General features: G+C 66.1%; 14 protein-coding genes. 13 read left to right on the top strand and 1 reads right to left on the bottom strand.

The window, feature by feature from the left end; genetic code table 11:
- The first annotated feature begins 217 nt into the window (after positions 1 to 217).
- The 12 genes from ACV7JP_RS16725 to ACV7JP_RS16670 all read left to right on the top strand — a co-directional run bounded on the left by ACV7JP_RS16725 (position 218) and on the right by ACV7JP_RS16670 (position 12,911).
- Positions 218 to 2,272 (top strand): vWA domain-containing protein, encoded by a 2,055-nt coding sequence (locus ACV7JP_RS16725; protein WP_457796782.1) that lies wholly within the window; start codon positions 218 to 220, stop codon positions 2,270 to 2,272.
- Between the two features lie 161 nt (positions 2,273 to 2,433).
- The gene (locus ACV7JP_RS16720; protein WP_457796781.1) at positions 2,434 to 3,588 is read left to right on the top strand and encodes a cysteine desulfurase family protein; all 1,155 of its coding nucleotides are present in this window, start codon (positions 2,434 to 2,436) and stop codon (positions 3,586 to 3,588) included.
- 58 nt (positions 3,589 to 3,646) lie between these two features.
- On the top strand, positions 3,647 to 5,116 hold the full coding sequence (gene sufB, locus ACV7JP_RS16715) for a Fe-S cluster assembly protein SufB (protein WP_457796780.1): 1,470 nt from the start codon (positions 3,647 to 3,649) through the stop codon (positions 5,114 to 5,116).
- Positions 5,116 to 5,472, top strand: coding sequence for a nucleotidyltransferase domain-containing protein (locus tag ACV7JP_RS16710; RefSeq protein ID WP_457796779.1), 357 nt, complete (start codon positions 5,116 to 5,118; stop codon positions 5,470 to 5,472). The genes sufB and ACV7JP_RS16710 overlap by 1 nt, the downstream gene beginning before the upstream one ends.
- A complete protein-coding gene (locus ACV7JP_RS16705; RefSeq protein ID WP_457796778.1) occupies positions 5,469 to 5,879 on the top strand; it encodes a HEPN domain-containing protein in 411 nt (136 codons plus the stop codon). Before ACV7JP_RS16710 ends, ACV7JP_RS16705 begins: the two co-directional genes overlap by 4 nt.
- Positions 5,880 to 5,913: 34 nt before the next feature.
- The gene (sufC, locus tag ACV7JP_RS16700; RefSeq protein WP_457796777.1) at positions 5,914 to 6,666 is read left to right on the top strand and encodes a Fe-S cluster assembly ATPase SufC; all 753 of its coding nucleotides are present in this window, start codon (positions 5,914 to 5,916) and stop codon (positions 6,664 to 6,666) included.
- Between the two features lie 3 nt (positions 6,667 to 6,669).
- Positions 6,670 to 7,959 carry a Fe-S cluster assembly protein SufD gene (gene sufD, locus ACV7JP_RS16695; RefSeq protein WP_457796776.1) on the top strand — a complete coding sequence of 430 codons (1,290 nt, stop codon included), beginning with the start codon at positions 6,670 to 6,672 and terminating at the stop codon, positions 7,957 to 7,959.
- A complete protein-coding gene (locus ACV7JP_RS16690) occupies positions 7,956 to 9,191 on the top strand; it encodes a cysteine desulfurase (protein ID WP_457796775.1) in 1,236 nt (411 codons plus the stop codon). Before sufD ends, ACV7JP_RS16690 begins: the two co-directional genes overlap by 4 nt.
- A 16-nt stretch (positions 9,192 to 9,207) precedes the next feature.
- Entirely contained in the window at positions 9,208 to 9,597 is a 390-nt protein-coding gene (locus tag ACV7JP_RS16685) for an SUF system Fe-S cluster assembly protein (RefSeq protein ID WP_457796774.1), read from the top strand.
- 32 nt (positions 9,598 to 9,629) lie between these two features.
- Positions 9,630 to 10,052: a VOC family protein gene (locus ACV7JP_RS16680; RefSeq protein WP_457796773.1), complete on the top strand. Its 423-nt coding sequence runs from the start codon at positions 9,630 to 9,632 to the stop codon at positions 10,050 to 10,052.
- 9 nt (positions 10,053 to 10,061) lie between these two features.
- Positions 10,062 to 10,436 carry a HesB/IscA family protein gene (locus tag ACV7JP_RS16675; protein ID WP_457796772.1) on the top strand — a complete coding sequence of 125 codons (375 nt, stop codon included), beginning with the start codon at positions 10,062 to 10,064 and terminating at the stop codon, positions 10,434 to 10,436.
- A gap of 126 nt (positions 10,437 to 10,562) precedes the next feature.
- Complete coding sequence (locus tag ACV7JP_RS16670) at positions 10,563 to 12,911, top strand: DUF2167 domain-containing protein (RefSeq protein ID WP_457796771.1); 2,349 nt, start codon at positions 10,563 to 10,565, stop codon at positions 12,909 to 12,911.
- A 146-nt stretch (positions 12,912 to 13,057) separates the two neighbouring features.
- Here the strand turns inward: ACV7JP_RS16670 and ACV7JP_RS16665 are convergent, their stop codons facing one another.
- Positions 13,058 to 13,909: a GlcG/HbpS family heme-binding protein gene (locus ACV7JP_RS16665; RefSeq protein WP_457796770.1), complete on the bottom strand. Its 852-nt coding sequence runs from the start codon at positions 13,907 to 13,909 to the stop codon at positions 13,058 to 13,060.
- A 520-nt stretch (positions 13,910 to 14,429) separates the two neighbouring features.
- Here ACV7JP_RS16665 and gyrA point away from each other — a divergent pair.
- On the top strand, positions 14,430 to 17,159 hold the full coding sequence (gyrA, locus tag ACV7JP_RS16660; RefSeq protein ID WP_457796769.1) for a DNA gyrase subunit A: 2,730 nt from the start codon (positions 14,430 to 14,432) through the stop codon (positions 17,157 to 17,159).
- Positions 17,160 to 17,261: the final 102 nt, after the last annotated feature.

The following is a 17,261-nucleotide window of genomic DNA, read 5'->3' as shown; positions in this document are numbered from 1 at the left end:
CGTCGGCAAGGCCTCCTCGCAATGACGGCGCCGCGGCGAACGCCGGGCCGAAAGCCCGAGCCTCCCGTCATTGCGAGCGAAGCGACGCAATCCAGAGTCGCGCCGACGCCGCTGGATTGCTTCGCGACTTCGAAAAAACTGCTCGCAATAACAGGCGTTGCGCCTTTTTCACCTCCCTTTTGAGGATGGAGCGGAACCACGCCCGAAAGGAGCCGGCATGACCGAGCCCGATCTCGCGCGCCTGAAAGACGTTCCGCCGCCGCGCCCGGAGGCGAGGCGCGCCGCGCTCGCGGCGGCGCTCGCCGCTTTCGACGAAACGAAAAAAAGCGGGAGCGAGACCAAAGGAACCGACGCGCCTGTCCGTCTCAGGGACGCATCGTCTCGAACGGAAGGGAAAAAGCCTATGCGTCTCCTTCACACGAACCGCGCGCTCGCCGCCTCGATCGCAGCGCTGATGGTCGGCGCGCCGACCGCTTTCATGTTCTATCGGAACCAGGTGGAGCGACCCGCCGGGACCTTTGCGAATGTCTCGGGCGCGCGCACCGGCGACAGGCTCGACGCCGTCGCCCCGCCCGCCAGTCTCCCAGCGCCGCCCCCGGTCGCCGAAGCGGCTCGCCGAGTCGATCTCGGTTTGGCTGCGGGCTCCGGCGTGACGGCGGCTCCGCCGGCGGCGCCGAACGTCCCCGCGCGCGGCGTGGCGAAGAAGGCCGAGCGCGTGGCGAATTACGCCATGCCGGCCTCTGCTCCGCCCCTTGCCAAGACAAGGGATGCGCGCCGGAGCGAGGCTGTCGGCGCGATGGCGCCGCGCCCGGCGCAAGACGCCGCCGGCTTCCTGCCGCCGCCCACCCAACAGGAATTCCGCGATAAGTTCGACTCGAAAGACGTCAACCCCGTCAAGCAGGTCGTGCAGGAGCCCGTCTCGACCTTCTCCATCGACGTCGACACGGCGTCCTACGCCTTCGCGCGGCGGATAATTAATGGCGGACGCTTGCCGCCGAAGGACTCGGTGCGCATCGAGGAATTCATCAACTACTTCCCCTACAATTATCCGCAGCCGGAGAGCGCTGAGGCGCCTTTCAAGCCGACGATCACGGTGACGCCGAGCCCATGGAGCGCGCACAATAAGCTCGTGCATATCGCCCTGCAGGGCTATGCGCTGCAAAGCGCGCAACGCCCGCGCGCCAATCTCGTGTTCCTTGTCGATGTGTCGGGCTCGATGTCGTCGGAGGACAAGCTGCCGCTTGTGAAGAACGCGCTGCGCATGCTGGTCGACGAATTGAAGCCCGAAGATACGGTCGCGCTCGTCACCTATGCGTCGGGCTCGGGCGTCGCGCTGGGGACGACGAAGATCGCCGACAAGGGCAAGATCGTTGCGGCGATCGACGCGCTCGGCGCGGGCGGCTCGACAGCGGGGGCTCAAGGCATTCAGGACGCCTATCGCCTCGCCGAGGAAAGCTTCGACAAGGCGGCGGTCAATCGCGTGATCCTTGCGACGGACGGGGACTTCAATATCGGCGTGACAGATCAGAGCGAGTTGAAGGGCTTGATCGAAAGGAAGCGCGACAAGGGGATTTTCCTGTCCATCCTCGGCGTCGGGCAGGGCAATTACAATGACGCGCTGATGCAGGCGCTCGCGCAGAACGGCAACGGGGCGGCGGCCTATGTCGACAATCTCAACGAGGCGCGCAAGGTGTTGGTGGAAGAGGCGTCGTCCACGCTGTTTCCCATCGCGAAAGACGTGAAGATCCAGGTCGAGTGGAATCCCGCGCGCGTTTCGGAATATCGCCTCATCGGTTATGAGACGCGCGCGCTGCGACGCGAGGATTTCAACAATGACAAGGTCGATGCGGGCGACGTCGGCTCGGGCCATCGCGTGACGGCGATCTATGAGATCGCGCCCGCAGGCGGCAAGAAGCTCGTCGACGATCTGCGCTACGGCAGGAAGATTGCCGAGACTTCGGCAGGCGCCGAGTCGGAGCTCGGCTTCCTCAAGCTGCGCTACAAGCTGCCGAAGGAGGATGAGTCCCGGCTCATCTCGACGCCGATCGGCGACGCGCAGTCGGTCGAGAAGCTCTCCGCGGCGTCGGAGGATGTGCGCTTCTCCATCGCCGTCGCCGCCTTCGGGCAATTGCTGAAGGGCGCGCCCTATCTCGGCAAATATGGCTATGACGATGTGGCGGAGCTCGCCAAGGGCGCGAAGGGAGAGGACTCGTTCGGCTATCGCGCCGAGTTCGTGAATTTGGCGAGGCTGGCGAAAACGGCGCGGCCCTAGAACCCTCTCCCCGCATGCGGGGAGAGGGCAGGGTGAGGGGCGAAGCCCAACCCGGAAACCCTCATTGCCGCCACGGCGACATGCCCTGCTTGAGCACAAGCCGCCTCGCCCCTCACCCTAACCCTCTCCCCGCAAGCGGGGCGACGGATTACATGTCGCGCATGGCTAGAATCTACCTCGACCACAACGCCACTTCGCCGCTACGCCCCGAGGCCCGTGCGGCGATGCTTGGGGCCATGGCGGCGCCGGGGAACGCTTCCTCGGTCCATGCGGAGGGGCGGGCGGCCAAGGCGATCCTCGAGCAGGCGCGCGCGACGATCGCGAAGGGCGTGGGGACGGCGGCGCGCAACGTCACCTTCGCCAGCGGCGCGACCGAGGCGGCCAATCTTGCGCTGACGCCCATGGTGCAGCGCGGCAAGGACACGGCGCCGATGGACGTTCTGCTTGTCGGCGCGGGAGAGCATCCGGCCGTTCTCGCCGGCCACCGATTCCCCGCCGAGGCCGTCGAGCGACTGGCGCTCACGGCCGAAGGCGCCTTGTCGCCCGTCGCGCTGGACGAAGCGCTCGCGCGTCACGCCGGCAAGCGGATCATGGTCGCGCTCCAGGCGGTAAACAACGAGACAGGCGTGATTCAATCCGTTTGCGAAGCGGCCGCGCGGGTCCATGCGGCGGGCGGTCTCCTCATTTGCGACGCGACGCAGGCCATTGGCAGGATGGAGACGACATTCCAAACAACGGGCGCGGATTTTTTGTTCTTTTCCTCACATAAGCTTGGCGGACCCACCGGCGTCGGCGCGCTTGCCGCAGCGCAAGATACGCTCCACATAATGGATGCGTTGATGCGCGGCGGAGGGCAGGAGTTCGGCCGCCGGGCGGGAACCGAGAATGTCGTTGGGGTTGCGGGATTTGCGGCGGCTTTCGAGGCCGCGGTCGGGGGCATGGCCGCCGAGAATGCGCGGCTCGCGCCGATGCGCGATTCTCTGGAGAGGCGGATCGCCGAAACCGCGCCGCAAACGCGCTTTTTTGGGCGCGGCGCGCCCCGCGTCGCGACCACGAGCGCCTTCGCCCTTCCGGACATTCCCGCGCATACCGCATTGATAGCGCTGGATCTTTCCGGCGTCGCCGTCTCCAGCGGCTCGGCCTGCTCGTCGGGGAAGGTGCGCGAGTCTCATGTGCTCGCGGCGATGGGCGCAACCGAAAAGGAAGCTTTGCGCATCAGCCTGGGTTGGTCTACGCGCGAAGAGGATGTAGAACAGTTTGGAATGGTTCTTGCGGAGGTCGTGGACCGTATCAGGTCGCGGCGTTCCGTCGCCTAAAGGCGGAACCGGATCGGCCGGCGGGCCTTGAACCCGTCGTGACGAGGAGATGAGAAACATGGCGGCTCGTCAGGAGACCGTTGCGCGCGTCGAGGAAATCGACGTCGACGCCTACAAATATGGTTTTACGACCGACATCGAGTCGGAGAAGGCGCCCAAGGGCCTGAGCGAAGACATCGTTCGCTTCATCTCCGCCAAGAAGAACGAACCCGCCTGGCTGACCGAATGGCGCCTCGAGGCCTATCGCCGCTGGCTGACCATGGACGAGCCCAATTGGGCGCGCGTCCATTATCCGCCGATCGACTATCAGGACCTCTACTACTACGCGGCGCCGAAGAGCACGCCGGGGCCGAAGTCGCTCGACGAAGTCGATCCCGAGCTTCTGCGCACCTATGAGAAGCTTGGCATTCCGCTGCGCGAGCAGGAGATTCTCGCCGGCGTCGAGACGCGCAAGGTCGCGGTCGACGCGGTGTTTGACTCCGTTTCGGTCGCGACGACCTTCAAGGAAGAGCTGGCCAAGGCGGGCGTGATCTTCTGCCCGATCTCGGAAGCCGTGAAGACGCATCCCGAGCTGGTGCGCAAATATCTCGGCTCCGTCGTGCCCGCGACCGACAATTTCTACGCGACGCTGAACAGCGCCGTCTTCTCGGACGGCTCCTTCGTCTATGTGCCAAAGGGCGTGCGCTGCCCGATGGAGCTTTCCACCTATTTCCGCATCAACGAGCAGAAGACGGGGCAGTTCGAGCGCACGCTGATCATCGCCGACGAGGGCTCCTATGTGAGCTATCTCGAAGGCTGCACGGCGCCCAAGCGCGACGAGAACCAGCTTCACGCCGCCGTCGTCGAACTGGTCGCGCTCGACGACGCGGAGATCAAATATTCGACGGTGCAGAACTGGTATCCCGGCGATAGCGAGGGCAAGGGCGGCATCTACAATTTCGTGACCAAGCGCGGCGACTGCCGCGGCCGCAACGCGCATATCTCCTGGACGCAGGTGGAGACGGGCTCGGCGATCACCTGGAAATATCCGTCCTGCATCCTGCGCGGCGACGGTTCGCAGGGCGAGTTCTATTCGATCGCCGTGTCGAACGGCCATCAGCAGGTCGACAGCGGCACGAAGATGATCCATCTCGGCCGCAACACCAAGAGCCGCATCGTCTCCAAGGGCATCTCGGCCGGCAAGTCGCAGAACACCTATCGCGGGCAGGTTTCCGCGCATCGCAGGGCGGAAGGCGCGCGCAACTTCACGCAATGCGACAGCCTGCTGATCGGCCATGACTGCGGCGCCCATACGGTTCCCTATATCGAGTCGAAGAACCCAAGCGCGCAGTTCGAGCATGAAGCGACGACGTCGAAGATCTCCGAGGACCAGCTCTTCTATGCGCAGCAGCGCGGGCTCTCCGCGGAGGAGGCGACGGCGCTGATCGTCAATGGCTTCGTGCGCGACGTGCTGCAGCAATTGCCGATGGAGTTCGCGGTCGAGGCGCAGAAGCTGATTTCGATCTCGCTGGAAGGGAGCGTGGGATAATGGACGTCCGTCCGAACCACGGCGTTTTCGTTGATGAGGACTCCGCCCTGGCGGCGGTCGTCGCGCGACTGCGCGAAGCCATTGACCCGAAGGAAATCTGGCTTTTCGGCAGTCGAGCGCGGGGCGACGCCCGGCCGGATAGCGACTTCGATCTGCTGGTGGTCGCCAAGCGTGGCGGCGCTTTCGGTTCGGACGATTACGAATTTGTGGACGCACCATTGAAGGGCTCCGGCGTCGGCTGCGACGTCATTCCCTGCTCGGCGGAAGATTTTGAGGATGGCGCCGCACTGCCTACCTCTTTCGTCTCACGCGTCATCGGCGAGGGGAGGAAGTTGTATGATGTGGGCTCTCCGTGACCGCCGAAGCGCAGAAACGGCGACGGGTCGCCTCCTTTCTCGCGCTTGCCGAAGAGGAACTGGCGGCGGCCCGCATATTGCTGGACAAACTGCCGCGACAGGCCGCCTATTTCCAACAGCAATGCGTGGAGAAACTTCTGCGCGCCGTTCTGGAAGCCGAGGGCGTTCCGGTGGGTCCCACACACAATATACGGCAACTCGCGGACATGTTGCCGGCGAACCACGAACTGAAACCGCGGTTCCTCGATTTCGAAACATTGAGCTCGGCCGCGACGCGTTTCCGCTACCCAACCGCCTCCGGCGCAGTCGCAAGTCCGCCCAGCGGCGACGCATCGAGCCGGCAAGAAGACATCGAGCGATTGAAGCGTGACGTAATCCGCTCTTTGGGGCGCTTTGACAAGGAATGAGGCCGGCGGCGCCGGCGGTGACAGGAGCAACGAAATGCTCGAAATCAAGAACCTCCATGTTTCGGTCGGCGACCGGAAAATACTCAAGGGCCTGACGCTCACCGTGAAGGACGGCGAGGTCGCCGCCATTATGGGGCCGAACGGCACGGGCAAATCGACGCTCTCCTATGTGATCTCCGGCCGCGAGGGCTATGAGATCACCGAGGGCGAGGTCCTGCTCGACGGCGAGAATATTCTCGATCTGGAGCCGCATGAGCGCGCCGCCAAGGGAATATTCCTGGCCTTCCAATATCCGGTCGAGATTCCCGGCGTCGCCACCATGACCTTCCTCAAGGCGGCGATGAACGCGCAGCGTCGGTCGCGCGGCGAGGAGGAGCTGGCGACGCCCGAGTTTATGAAGGCCGTAAAAGAGGCGTCCGCCAAACTCGGCGTCTCGCAGGAGATGCTGCGCCGTCCGCTCAATTCCGGCTTCTCCGGCGGCGAGAAGAAGCGCATGGACATTCTGCAGATGGCGCTGCTTCAGCCGAAGTTCGGCATTCTCGACGAGACGGATTCAGGGCTGGACATCGATGCGCTGCGCGTCGTCTCCGAGGGCGTCAATTCGCTGCGCGCGCCGAACCGCGCCTTCCTCGTCATCACGCACTATCAGCGCCTGCTCGACTACATCAAGCCGGACACGGTGCATGTGATGGCCAAGGGCGTCATTCAGCGCTCGGGCGGGCCTGAGCTGGCGCTCGAGCTCGAAAAGCACGGCTATCAGGAATATCTGGCTGAAGAGGCGGCGTAGGCCATGATCAAGCTCGCGACCGAAACCGACGCGGTTCTCTCCTCGCTCTTCGAGGAGATGAAGGGCAGGGGCGCGACGGGCCTGCGCCAGGCGGCCTGGCAGGATTTCGCCGCCAGGGGCCTGCCGAACCGCCGCGTCGAGGCCTGGCACTATACCGACCTCAAGGCGGCGCTCGCCAAGCCCGCGCCGATCGCCGCCGCCACGGCGGCCGCGCTGGAGCTGCCGGCCGCCTCCGGGACCATCCGGCTGGTGACGCTCGACGGCGTGTTCCGCCCGGACCTTTCCGATCTCGCCTCTCTTCCGGAAGGCGTAAAGATCCAGCCGCTGCGCGAGGCGCTGGCTCAGGGCGCGCCGGGGATCATGGCGCTCGTCGCGAGCAGCGACGTGCAGACCGACGACGCCATGGTCTCGCTCAACGCCGCGCTGATGCAGGACGGCGTCATCCTGCGCATCGCCGGCGGCGTCGCGTTGGAACAAACGATCGAACTCGCGACCTTCGTCTCCTCGGCCGAGGCGCAATCGAGCTTCACCCGTCACCTCGTGATCCTCGGCAAGGACGCCAAGGCGACCATCGTCGAGACGGCCGGCGCGCTTTCCGCTGCGCCCGCGCAGGACAATCAGGCGCTGATCCTCCGGCTCGCCTCGGGCGCCTCGCTCGACCTCGTCACCCATGCCTCGGGACAGGGCGACGCGCTGGTGCGGGTCATGAGCCTCATCGCCCATCTCGACGAAGGCGCAAGCCTCAATTCCTATGCCCTTATCGAGGGCGCGGGCCTTCTTCGTCGCCAGATCTTCGCCCGTCTCGACGGAGAGCGCGCCAAAGTGTCGCTCAACGGCGCGACGCTCGCAAAGGGCCGCCAGCATGTGGACACGACGCTCGTCGTCGACCACGCCTTGCCGAATGGCGAAAGCCGCGAGCGCTTCCGCAACATTCTCGACGAGCAGGGCACGGGCGTCTTCCAGGGCAAGATCGTCGTGCGGCCGCATGCGCAGAAGACTGACGGCGTCATGCAGTCCAAGGCGATCCTGCTTTCGGACGGCGCCACGATGAATAACAAGCCGGAGCTCGAGATCTTCGCCGACGACGTCCAATGCGGACATGGCGCGACCTGCGGCCGGCTCGACAAGGATCAGCTCTTCTATCTCGTCGCGCGCGGCATTCCGCGCGCCGAGGCCGAGGCGCTGCTGATCGAAGGCTTCGCCAACGAGGCGTTCGAGGATTTGGAGAACGAGGCGCTGCGCGGCTTCCTCGCCACGCGCATCGCCTCCTGGATGGGGGCGAGGGCGCGATGAACCAGCACGTGACCCTCTACGACGTCGACAAATTCCGCGCGGATTTTCCCATCCTCGTCGAGCGCCCCTATGGCAAGCCGCTCGCCTATCTCGACAACGCCGCCTCGGCGCAGAAGCCGCGCGCGGTCATCGAGCGGCTGACGCATTTCTACGAGCACGAATACGCCAACGTGCATCGCGGGCTGCACTACCTCGCCAACGCCGCGACGGAAGGGTATGAGGGCGCGCGCGAGACGCTGCGCCGCTTCCTGAACGCCGGGTCGACCGAGGAGATCATCTTCACGCGCGGCGCGACCGAGGCGCTCAATCTCGTCGCCGCGTCCTACGGACTCGCCCATATCGGCGAGGGCGACGAGATCATCCTGTCGCTGATGGAGCATCACTCCAACATCGTGCCCTGGCATTTCCTGCGCGAGCGCAAGGGCGCGGTCATCAAATGGATCGTGCCCGACGACAATGGCGTCATCGATCTCGGCGCCTTCGAGAAGATGTTCACCGAGCGCACCAAGATCGTCTCGGTGACGCATATGTCGAACGTCGTCGGCGCGCCGACGCCGATCGCCGAGATGGCCCGCATCGCCCATGCGCATGGCGTTCCGATTTGCGTCGACGGCTCGCAGGGCGCGGTGCATCTCGATGTGGACGTGCGCGAACTTGATGTCGATTTCTATATCGTCACCGGCCACAAGCTCTACGGGCCGACGGGAATCGGCGCGCTTTACGGCAAGCGGAAATGGCTCGAGAACCTCCCGCCTTTCGCGGGCGGGGGAGAGATGATCGAGACCGTCACGCGCGAGACTGTCACCTACAACGCGCCGCCCCATCGCTTCGAGGCCGGCACGCCGCCGATCGCCCAGGCCGTCGGCCTCGCCGCCGCGCTCGATTACATGGAGAGCATCGGCCGCGGCGCCATTCGCGCGCATGAGGCGCGGCTCACGGCCTACGCCCAGCAGCGCCTTTCAGAAATCGAGGGCCTGCGCATTTTCGGCAATGCGCCCGACAAAGGCCCGATCATTGCTTTCGAAATGGCGGCGGCCCATGCGCATGACGTTGCGACGATCATCGATCGCTCCGGCGTCGCGGTGCGCGCCGGCACCCACTGCGCCATGCCGCTGCTGAGTCACTTCGGGGTCACCTCGACCTGCAGGGCGTCCTTCGCGCTCTACAATACGCGCGAGGAAGTCGACCGCTTGGCAGAGGCCTTGCTAAAAGCTCAAAAACTTTTCGCGTGAGGAGGTTCACGTGCTGATGACCGACGCTCTCAAGACCAGCGAAACGGATGTCTCGGCGGAGGACGATCGCGCGGCCGGCGGCTCCGCTGCTAGTAGTAGCGGCGAGCGCTTGACCGACGAGATCGTGAAGGCGCTGAAGACCGTCTACGATCCCGAGATTCCCGCCGACATCTACGAGCTTGGCCTCGTTTATCGCATTGATATCTCGGATGAGGGCGCGGTCGAAATCGACATGACCCTGACGGCCCCGGGCTGTCCGGTCGCCGGCGAAATGCCCATATGGGTGAAGAACGCGGTGAGCGCCGTGCCGGGCGTTTCCGACGTGAAGGTCAATCTTGTCTTCGATCCCCCATGGGATCAGAGCCGCATGTCGGACGAGGCGCGCGTCACGCTCGACATGTTCTGAACGAAAGGCGCCAAGGACAGGCGCGGCGTGTCATGTTTGCTCCGAAGCTGAAGCCCAAGGTCTTGGAAACCTCCCTCTATGTCGAGGATCTCGAAAGGGCGGGGCGCTTTTACGGGGAGACCTTGGGACTCGCGCCCATGGCGCAGGACAGCCGCATGTGGGCGTTCGATTGCGGGCCGGCGAGCGTGCTGCTCCTCTTCAAGGAGGGTGGAACGCGGGAGCCGATCGAGCTTCCGGGCGGGCGCATTCCGCCGCATGGCGGCGCAGGCTCCATTCACTTGGCCTTCGCGGTCGAGACGGAAGATCTACCCGCCTGGAAGGCGCGCCTCGCCCAATGCGGGGTGGAGATTGAAGCGGCCATGAAATGGCCGCGCGGCGGCGAGAGCCTTTATTTCCGTGATCCGGACCGCCATCTTGTGGAGCTGGCGTCGCCCGGCGTCTGGGCCAACTACTGAGGAAGCGAAATGGCTTTGCCGAAACTGAGCGTGATGACCGTGAGCGCCGCCGCCGCCGAGCGGGTGCGCGGATTGCTCGCCAACGCCGCGCCGGGGGCGGGCCTGCGCGTCTCGGTCGAGAAGGGTGGCTGCGCCGGCATGTCCTATAAAATGGAAATCTCCGAGCCGCGGATGGGCGACGAGGTCATCGACTTCGGCGGCGGGCGCGTGATCGTCGACGCCAAGGCCGTGCTCTATCTGCTCGGCACGACGATGGATGTGAAGATCGACCAGTTCTCCTCGACCTTCGTCTTCGAAAACCCGAACCAGACATCGGCCTGCGGCTGCGGCGAGAGCGTCGAGTTGAAGCCCGCCGACCCCGCGCAACTCGGCGCTGTTTCGTAGAACGGGATAAACCGCGCATTAACGCTGATGATGCGTTTCGTTTTCGCCGCGACGGAGAAATAGCGCTTTCTTCAGCATCGGCCGCCAACGCTGCGCAGCGTGCGTATCGCATGCGTGGAGTGGTCGATGTCGTTTCCCAAACCGCCTGTTGTCGCGTCGAGCGTCGCCTTGCTCGCCGCATTATCCTTGGCGCCGGCGCAAGGCTGGGCGAAGGATGGCCGCAACCACGGCGGCGCGGGCGTCATCTACGAGATGGCGCCCATGTCCGCGGACACGTCCCACGAAATCATCTTCGAGATGGCGCCGCTGAAGCCGGCAGGGGGCGCGACAGCCCAGGCGCCGAAACCTTCCCGGCAGGTCGAGCCCGTAATTGCCGCCAAACCGGCGGCGCCCGCCGTCGCCGCGAAGCCCGCGCCCGCGCCGGTGAAGGAAGCCGCTCCCGCCCAGTCGCCGGCGCAGCCGGCCCCCGTCGCGGAAGCGCCCAAGCCTGCGGAGACGCAGCCGGCCGCGGAGGCGCCCGCGAACGCCGAGGCCGTCGCCCGGCAAGCCGCGCCTGGCGAGGCGCCTGCGGCTCCCCTGGCCGAACCGCCCGCGGCTCCCGTCGCCGAGGCGCCGCCGATCGCGGCACAGATTCCCGTTGAGCCGCCTCCGGCCGCCGCGCCTGTCGAGCAGCCGGCGGTCGCCGAGGCTCCCGCCATTGTCGAGCCGGCTCCGATCGGCCCGCCGGTCCTGAGCGTCAATCCGCCGCGCAAGGCGCTTGTCGCCCTCAAGGCGCCGGCGATCGGCCTCGCCAGCCATATTCTGTCGCCGCAGGGAGATTCCTCGGCGCCGTCGCTCGTTCCCAAGCTCCAATCGCTCGCGCCCGAACCCGCCCCGACCGCGGCGCAAGCGGCGGCCGAACCGGGCGCGGAGGAACAGCCCCAAGACCAAGCGGCGGCCGGCGCGCCGGTCGATCCCGCCGCCGCGCAGGCGGAGACCGAGGCGCGCATCGCGGCTCTTCTCGCTGAAGGCCTCGTCGGCCCGGTCGAAATCCGCATCGCCGACCGCGCGACCATGTGGCTGCCGGCCGGCCGCGTCTTCCTGCCGATCGACACGGCGCGCAGGCTCGCCCAGGAGGCCGGCCTCGAATGGCGCCCGGGGATACAGGGCATGGTGGCCCCGGCCGGCGGCGCGCTCGAATGGCTGGCGCCGGTCGAATTGCTCGACGACGGATATATCAAGGCCGGCGAGGCCGATTTGCTTCAGCCGGAAAAGCTCCTGACGGCTTTTCAGGCGAGCCTTCCGGAAGTCAATGCGCAGCGCGCCCGCGCCGGTCAGCCGCCGGTGGTCCTCGACGGCTGGCTGACGGCCCCGACTCTCGACGAGAAGCATCGCCTCGCGGCCTGCGTGAACGTCTCGACGCGCAACGACCCGAACGGCTTCGACAAATTCTTCAATTGCGAAGCGTGGGCGCTTGGCCGCCAGGGCGCGGTCAAGATCGGACTCGCCAGCGGCGGCGACGGCGCCGCGCGGCTCAAGGGCGAAGCCGCCGCGCTTGCCGACACGATCGTCTTTGATCGCGGCAAGACCTATGAGGAATTCGACGCCGCTTCCGACAAGGCGGCGCCCTATATGATCGCCGACCTCTTGACGCGCGACGTGGCCGCCAAGACGGCGCCGGCCGCGCCTCCAGTCGAGGAGGCGCAGGGCGGCGGATGGATTTCGAGCCTGTTCTATCCGGCGCTCTTCGGCGTCGTGGCGCTCGGCCTCTATGTCTTCCTCAAGCGCCGCCGCGAGGCGACGAAAGAGGACGAGGCCGCGCCGGCGCCGGAGCGGATCAAGACGGCGCCCGAGCCGAGCCGCGCGCGGGAAGCGTCCGTCGTCGCGATGGAGAAGCCGGCCGCCGGGCCGTCGCCCTCGCTCTTCGCCCGCCTTCTGCCGACGCTCCATGCGCGCCTCGCCAAAAGGGCCGAGCCCGCGCCGGCGATCGTCGCCTCCGCCGGGAGCCAGGGACCGTCGAATGTCGGGAAGCCGGAAGCCCCGCGCGGCGGGCTGATGGGCAAGATCGCCGCCCTGCGGGCGAGCGGAGACGCCGTCGCGCCGCCGTCGAACGACGCCGATGAGCCCGCGTCGGCTCTCAAGAAACTTGCCGCGAGAATGCGCGGCGGCTCCGAAGCGCCGTCGCCCTTTGAGGTGAACGTCTCGCGCGTGATGCGGCCGGCCCGCGGCATGGGCGGCGCCGCGCCGGCCGTCGCCGCGCCTGTCGCGGAGCCGCTTGTCGTCGAACAGGATCCGTTCGAGAAGGCGGAGCCTCGGATCGGCCTGATCGAGCCGCAACTGGTCGAGCCGAAAACCGCTCCCGCGCCCGCTTCGCCGCCGGTCATGAATGCGCCGGGTCCGCGATTGGCTTTCGACGAGAACGATCTCGGCCTCGTCGAGCCAGGCGCCCCGAAAGGCGGGGACGTTCCGCGCAACCGGCGGGCGACCGATCTCTGACGCCAATTCCGCGCCGTCATTGCGAGGAGCGTAAGCGCCGAAGCAATCCAGAGCCGCGGCGCCGCTCCTGGATTGCTCCGCTCGCAATGACGCGGCCGGATCGGGTTTCGAGGCCCGGTCCGGCCGCGGCTGCTTTGGCTGTTCGCTTACTTCACCTTCCGGAAGCGCTGGGCCGGCGCCGGCGGCGCGCCGGGAACCTTCGGCAGGCTCTGGGAGATCGTCACTTCCGGCGGGATCGGATTGGCGTCCGTGGGCTGGTTGCAGGTCGGGTGGCCCCAGCCGCTCTTGCTGAGGCCCGGCATCTGCCCAGCCTGCGAGGTGATGTCGTAGACGATATTGTCCGGCCGCGACGGATCGCCGGAAACGCCGCCCGGCACATAATCGAGATGCAGATTGTTGCGCGTGCGCCAGGCGATATTGTGATCGGCGCAGGACGAGTCGCCCGAGACTCCGAGTCCGCCGACAAGTTGTCCGTTTGCGTTGTAGAGGCCGAGGCCGCCGCCGAACACGTTCACGCCGCCGATCTTGCCGCCCACCATCGGATCGTTCGGCTGGCCGTTATTGCCGGCGTTGCCGCCATAGGCGACGCTCGTATCGACGGGATTGGAGTGCTGCAGGCCGAAGAGCGAGCCGCCCGACTGCGTCGCTGTGTAGAGATTGGCGGTCGACAATGCGAGGCCCGGCAGGCTGAAGGCGTTCGCCGTATTGGCCTTCTGGGCGGAGATCACGCGGCTTCCGGGCCACTGGTCGCCACGATTGCCGCCGGTGAAGGCGACCGCGCAGACCTGCCCGTCGCGATTCACGATCGTGCCCCACATGTCGAGATTAAAGCCGCCATTGCCGGCGTTGCGCGCCGCGACGAGCGCGGCCTTGAGCGCCGCATGGCTGGGCAGGCCGGCGCAGGCGGAGGCCCCGCCGGCGGAGGACTGAGCGAGAACGGGCGTCGAAAGAACCGCGCCGGCAAACAAAGAAATCACGACAAATCCAAGCTTTTTCATATTGCCCCTCCTTGTCCGGCGCCGCAGAGCGCAGGACGTCACGATCTAGTTTTGCGCCGCCCGCGCAAAAACGGTTCGAGGAAATCTTCTCTGTCGAAAAAACGCGCCTTGGCGACGCTTGTTGATCCCGCCGGTCGTCTCGCCGGCGTGAAAGGCGGACCGCTACATTCAGCCCCGTTAATCTCCCCGTCGTTCCTTTTGGCTTCGCCAAGCGGACGCGGCGCAATTAGGACCACGCGCCCGCCAAACGGTCAAGGCGCCGCGCCGGAATCGAAGGCTGCGCTTCAGCTTAGGGGCGCGGCCGGCTCGGCGGGCCGGGCGATTGCAGCCTGAGCGCCGCCTTTGAAAGGCTCCCATGGCGCGGCGCGCCGGCGCGGGGCGGCGCGCAATTCACAGCAAATCGCGGTATGAGCGTAACTATCTGTTTTCAAAAGGTCGTTATCCGCCTATGCAACTAGCCGCGGCCTTCCGAATCGCCTATACCGGAAAGATCAGGAATCAGCCTTAGATTGGCGCGCCCTTGGCCGAAGACGACACGAAAAAAGACGATCCCGAAAAGCACGGCTCCGACATCAAGCCGGTCTCCATCGCCGACGAGATGAAGCGCAGCTATCTCGATTACGCGATGAGCGTGATCGTCTCCCGCGCGCTTCCGGACGTTCGCGACGGCCTCAAGCCCGTGCATCGGCGCATCCTGTTTTCGATGAACGAGAACGGGCACACGCCCGACAAGCCTTACGTCAAGTCGGCGCGCATCGTCGGCGACGTGATGGGTAAATATCATCCGCATGGCGACGCCGCGATCTACGACGCGCTGGTGCGCATGGCGCAGCCCTTCTCGATGCGGCTCATGCTCGTCGACGGGCAGGGCAATTTCGGCTCGGTCGACAATGATCCGCCGGCGGCGATGCGTTACACCGAGTCCCGCCTCGCCAAGCCGGCGCTCGCGCTGCTCGAGGACATTGACGAAGGCACGGTCGACTTCCAGCCGAACTATGACGGCAAGGAGCAGGAGCCGACCGTCCTTCCGGCGCGCTTCCCGAACCTGCTCGTCAACGGCGCCGGCGGCATCGCCGTCGGCATGGCGACGAACATCCCGCCGCATAATCTCGGCGAAGTCATCGACGCCTGCATCGCGCTGATCGACAGGCCGGACATGACCGTCGCCGAGCTGATGGAAATCGTGCCCGGCCCCGACTTCCCGACGGCGGCGACGATTCTCGGACGCGGCGGCATCCGCAACGCCTACGCCACTGGGCGCGGCTCGATCATCATGCGCGCGAAAGCCGAGATCGAGACGCTGCGCAAGGAGCGCGAGGCGATCATCTTCACCGAGATTCCCTATCAGGTGAACAAGGCGGCGCTGATCGAGCGCATTGCCGAGCTCGTCAAGGAAAAGAAGATCGAGGGCATCGCCGATCTGCGCGACGAGTCCGACCGCGACGGCATGCGCATCGTCGTGGAGCTGAAGCGCGAGGCGGTGGCCGACGTCGTGCTGAATCAGCTTTGGCGGCACACCGCGCTGCAATCGAGCTTCGCGGTGAACATGATCGCGCTCAATGGCGGCCGGCCGGAGCTGATGACGCTTCATGACGTGCTGCGCGCTTTCGTGGATTTCCGTGAGACGGTCGTCACGCGCCGCACCAAATTCCGCCTGGGCAAGGCGCGCGACAATGCGCATCTCCAGGTCGGCCTCGCCATCGCGGTCGCGAATATCGACGAGGTGATCCGCCTCATCCGCCACTCGCCGGACGCGGCGGCGGCGCGCGAGGCGCTGATGGCGCGCGACTGGCCGGCGAAGGACATGGCGCCGCTCGTCGAGCTCATCGCCGATCCGCGCCACAGGCTTTCGGACGATGGCGCGATCCGCCTTTCCGAAGCGCAGGCCCGCGCCATTCTCGATCTGCGCTTGCAGCGCCTGACCGCACTCGGCCGCGAGGAGATCGCCGAGGCGCTGAACAAGCTCGCCGCCGAGATCGCGGAATATCTCGACATTCTGCGTTCGCGCGAAAAGCTCTTTGGCATCGTCAAGGACGAGATGCGCGCGGTGAAGGAAGCCTACGCCACGCCGCGCCGCACGGAGATCCTCGATTCCGACGGCGAGGTGGAGGACGAGGACCTCATCGCCCGCGAGGACATGGTCGTCACCGTTTCCCACGCCGGCTACATCAAGCGCGTGCCGCTCTCGACCTATCGCGCGCAGCGGCGCGGCGGCAAGGGCCGTTCCGGCATGCAGATGAAGGAGGAGGATTTCGTCCACCGGCTCTTCGTCGCCAACACCCATACGCCGGTGCTGTTCTTCTCCTCGCGCGGCAAGGCCTATAAGGAAAAGGTCTGGCGGCTGCCGCTCGCGGCCCCGCAGGCGCGCGGCAAGGCGCTCGTCAACATGCTGCCGCTCGAACCGGGCGAGCGCATCACCACCATCATGCCGCTGCCCGAGGACGAGTCGAGCTGGGAGACGCTCGACGCCATCTTCGCGACGACCGGCGGCACGGTGAGGCGCAACAAGCTCTCCGACTTCGTCGATGTGCGCCGCAACGGCCTCATCGCCATGAAGCTCGACGAGGGCGAGGCGATCGTCGACGTCGCGACGGCGAGCGAGAACGACGACATTCTGCTGACGACGCGCGAAGGCCAGTGCATCCGCTTCGCCGTGCCGGAAGTGCGCGTCTTCCAGGGCCGCACCTCCATGGGCGTGCGCGGCGTGTCGCTGGCTGAAGGCGACAGGGTGATCTCGCTCTCCATTCTGAAGCATTTCGAGGCGACGGGCGAGGAGCGCGCGGCCTATCTCAAAAAAGCGAGCGCGCTGCGCCGCCGCATGGGCGAGGACGTCGCGCCGGAGACGGGCGCCGAGCCGGAGGAGGGGACGGGAACCGTCGAGCTCTCCGACGCGCGTTTCTATGAGATGCAGGCGGCGGAGCAGATCATTCTGACCGTCTCCGAGAACGGCTACGGCAAGCGCACGTCTTCATACGAATACCGCATCACCGGCCGCGGCGGCAAAGGCATCGTCGCCATGGCGGTGAACGCCCGCAACGGCAAGCTCATCGCCTCCTTCCCCGTGGCGCAGGACGACGAAATCATGCTCGTCACCGATGGCGGCCAGCTCATTCGCTGCCCGGTGGAAGGCATCCGCATTGCGGGGCGCGGAACGCAGGGCGTGATTGTGTTCAACACCGCCGAGGACGAGCGCGTGGTGTCGGTGGAGCATATTGAGGATGTGGGCGAGGGGGATGAGGCTGAGAGCTGAAGGCGCCCATCGGGAGACGCGCAGAATAAACTGGCAGCGCGGGTGCTCGGATTTGAGTCGTGGCTCGGATGCCAAGGATCGTTTACGAAGCGCCGATAAGCC

The organism is Methylocystis sp. S23, from assembly GCF_054106005.1.
The sequence above is the reverse complement of the archived record's forward strand: the minus strand, read 5'-3'. Positions and strand labels throughout refer to the sequence as shown.

What these genes read in the sequence shown, in the direction of transcription:
- ACV7JP_RS16725 (WP_457796782.1), top strand. Translation starts at nt 218, where the DNA reads ATGACCGAGCCCGATCTCGCGCGCCTGAAAGACGTTCCGCCGCCGCGC.
- ACV7JP_RS16720 (WP_457796781.1), top strand. Translation starts at nt 2,434, where the DNA reads ATGGCTAGAATCTACCTCGACCACAACGCCACTTCGCCGCTACGCCCC.
- sufB (WP_457796780.1), top strand. Translation starts at nt 3,647, where the DNA reads ATGGCGGCTCGTCAGGAGACCGTTGCGCGCGTCGAGGAAATCGACGTC.
- ACV7JP_RS16710 (WP_457796779.1), top strand. Translation starts at nt 5,116, where the DNA reads ATGGACGTCCGTCCGAACCACGGCGTTTTCGTTGATGAGGACTCCGCC.
- sufC (WP_457796777.1), top strand. Translation starts at nt 5,914, where the DNA reads ATGCTCGAAATCAAGAACCTCCATGTTTCGGTCGGCGACCGGAAAATA.
- sufD (WP_457796776.1), top strand. Translation starts at nt 6,670, where the DNA reads ATGATCAAGCTCGCGACCGAAACCGACGCGGTTCTCTCCTCGCTCTTC.
- ACV7JP_RS16690 (WP_457796775.1), top strand. Translation starts at nt 7,956, where the DNA reads ATGAACCAGCACGTGACCCTCTACGACGTCGACAAATTCCGCGCGGAT.
- ACV7JP_RS16685 (WP_457796774.1), top strand. Translation starts at nt 9,208, where the DNA reads ATGACCGACGCTCTCAAGACCAGCGAAACGGATGTCTCGGCGGAGGAC.
- ACV7JP_RS16680 (WP_457796773.1), top strand. Translation starts at nt 9,630, where the DNA reads ATGTTTGCTCCGAAGCTGAAGCCCAAGGTCTTGGAAACCTCCCTCTAT.
- ACV7JP_RS16675 (WP_457796772.1), top strand. Translation starts at nt 10,062, where the DNA reads ATGGCTTTGCCGAAACTGAGCGTGATGACCGTGAGCGCCGCCGCCGCC.
- ACV7JP_RS16670 (WP_457796771.1), top strand. Translation starts at nt 10,563, where the DNA reads ATGTCGTTTCCCAAACCGCCTGTTGTCGCGTCGAGCGTCGCCTTGCTC.
- ACV7JP_RS16665 (WP_457796770.1), bottom strand. Translation starts at nt 13,909, where the DNA reads ATGAAAAAGCTTGGATTTGTCGTGATTTCTTTGTTTGCCGGCGCGGTT.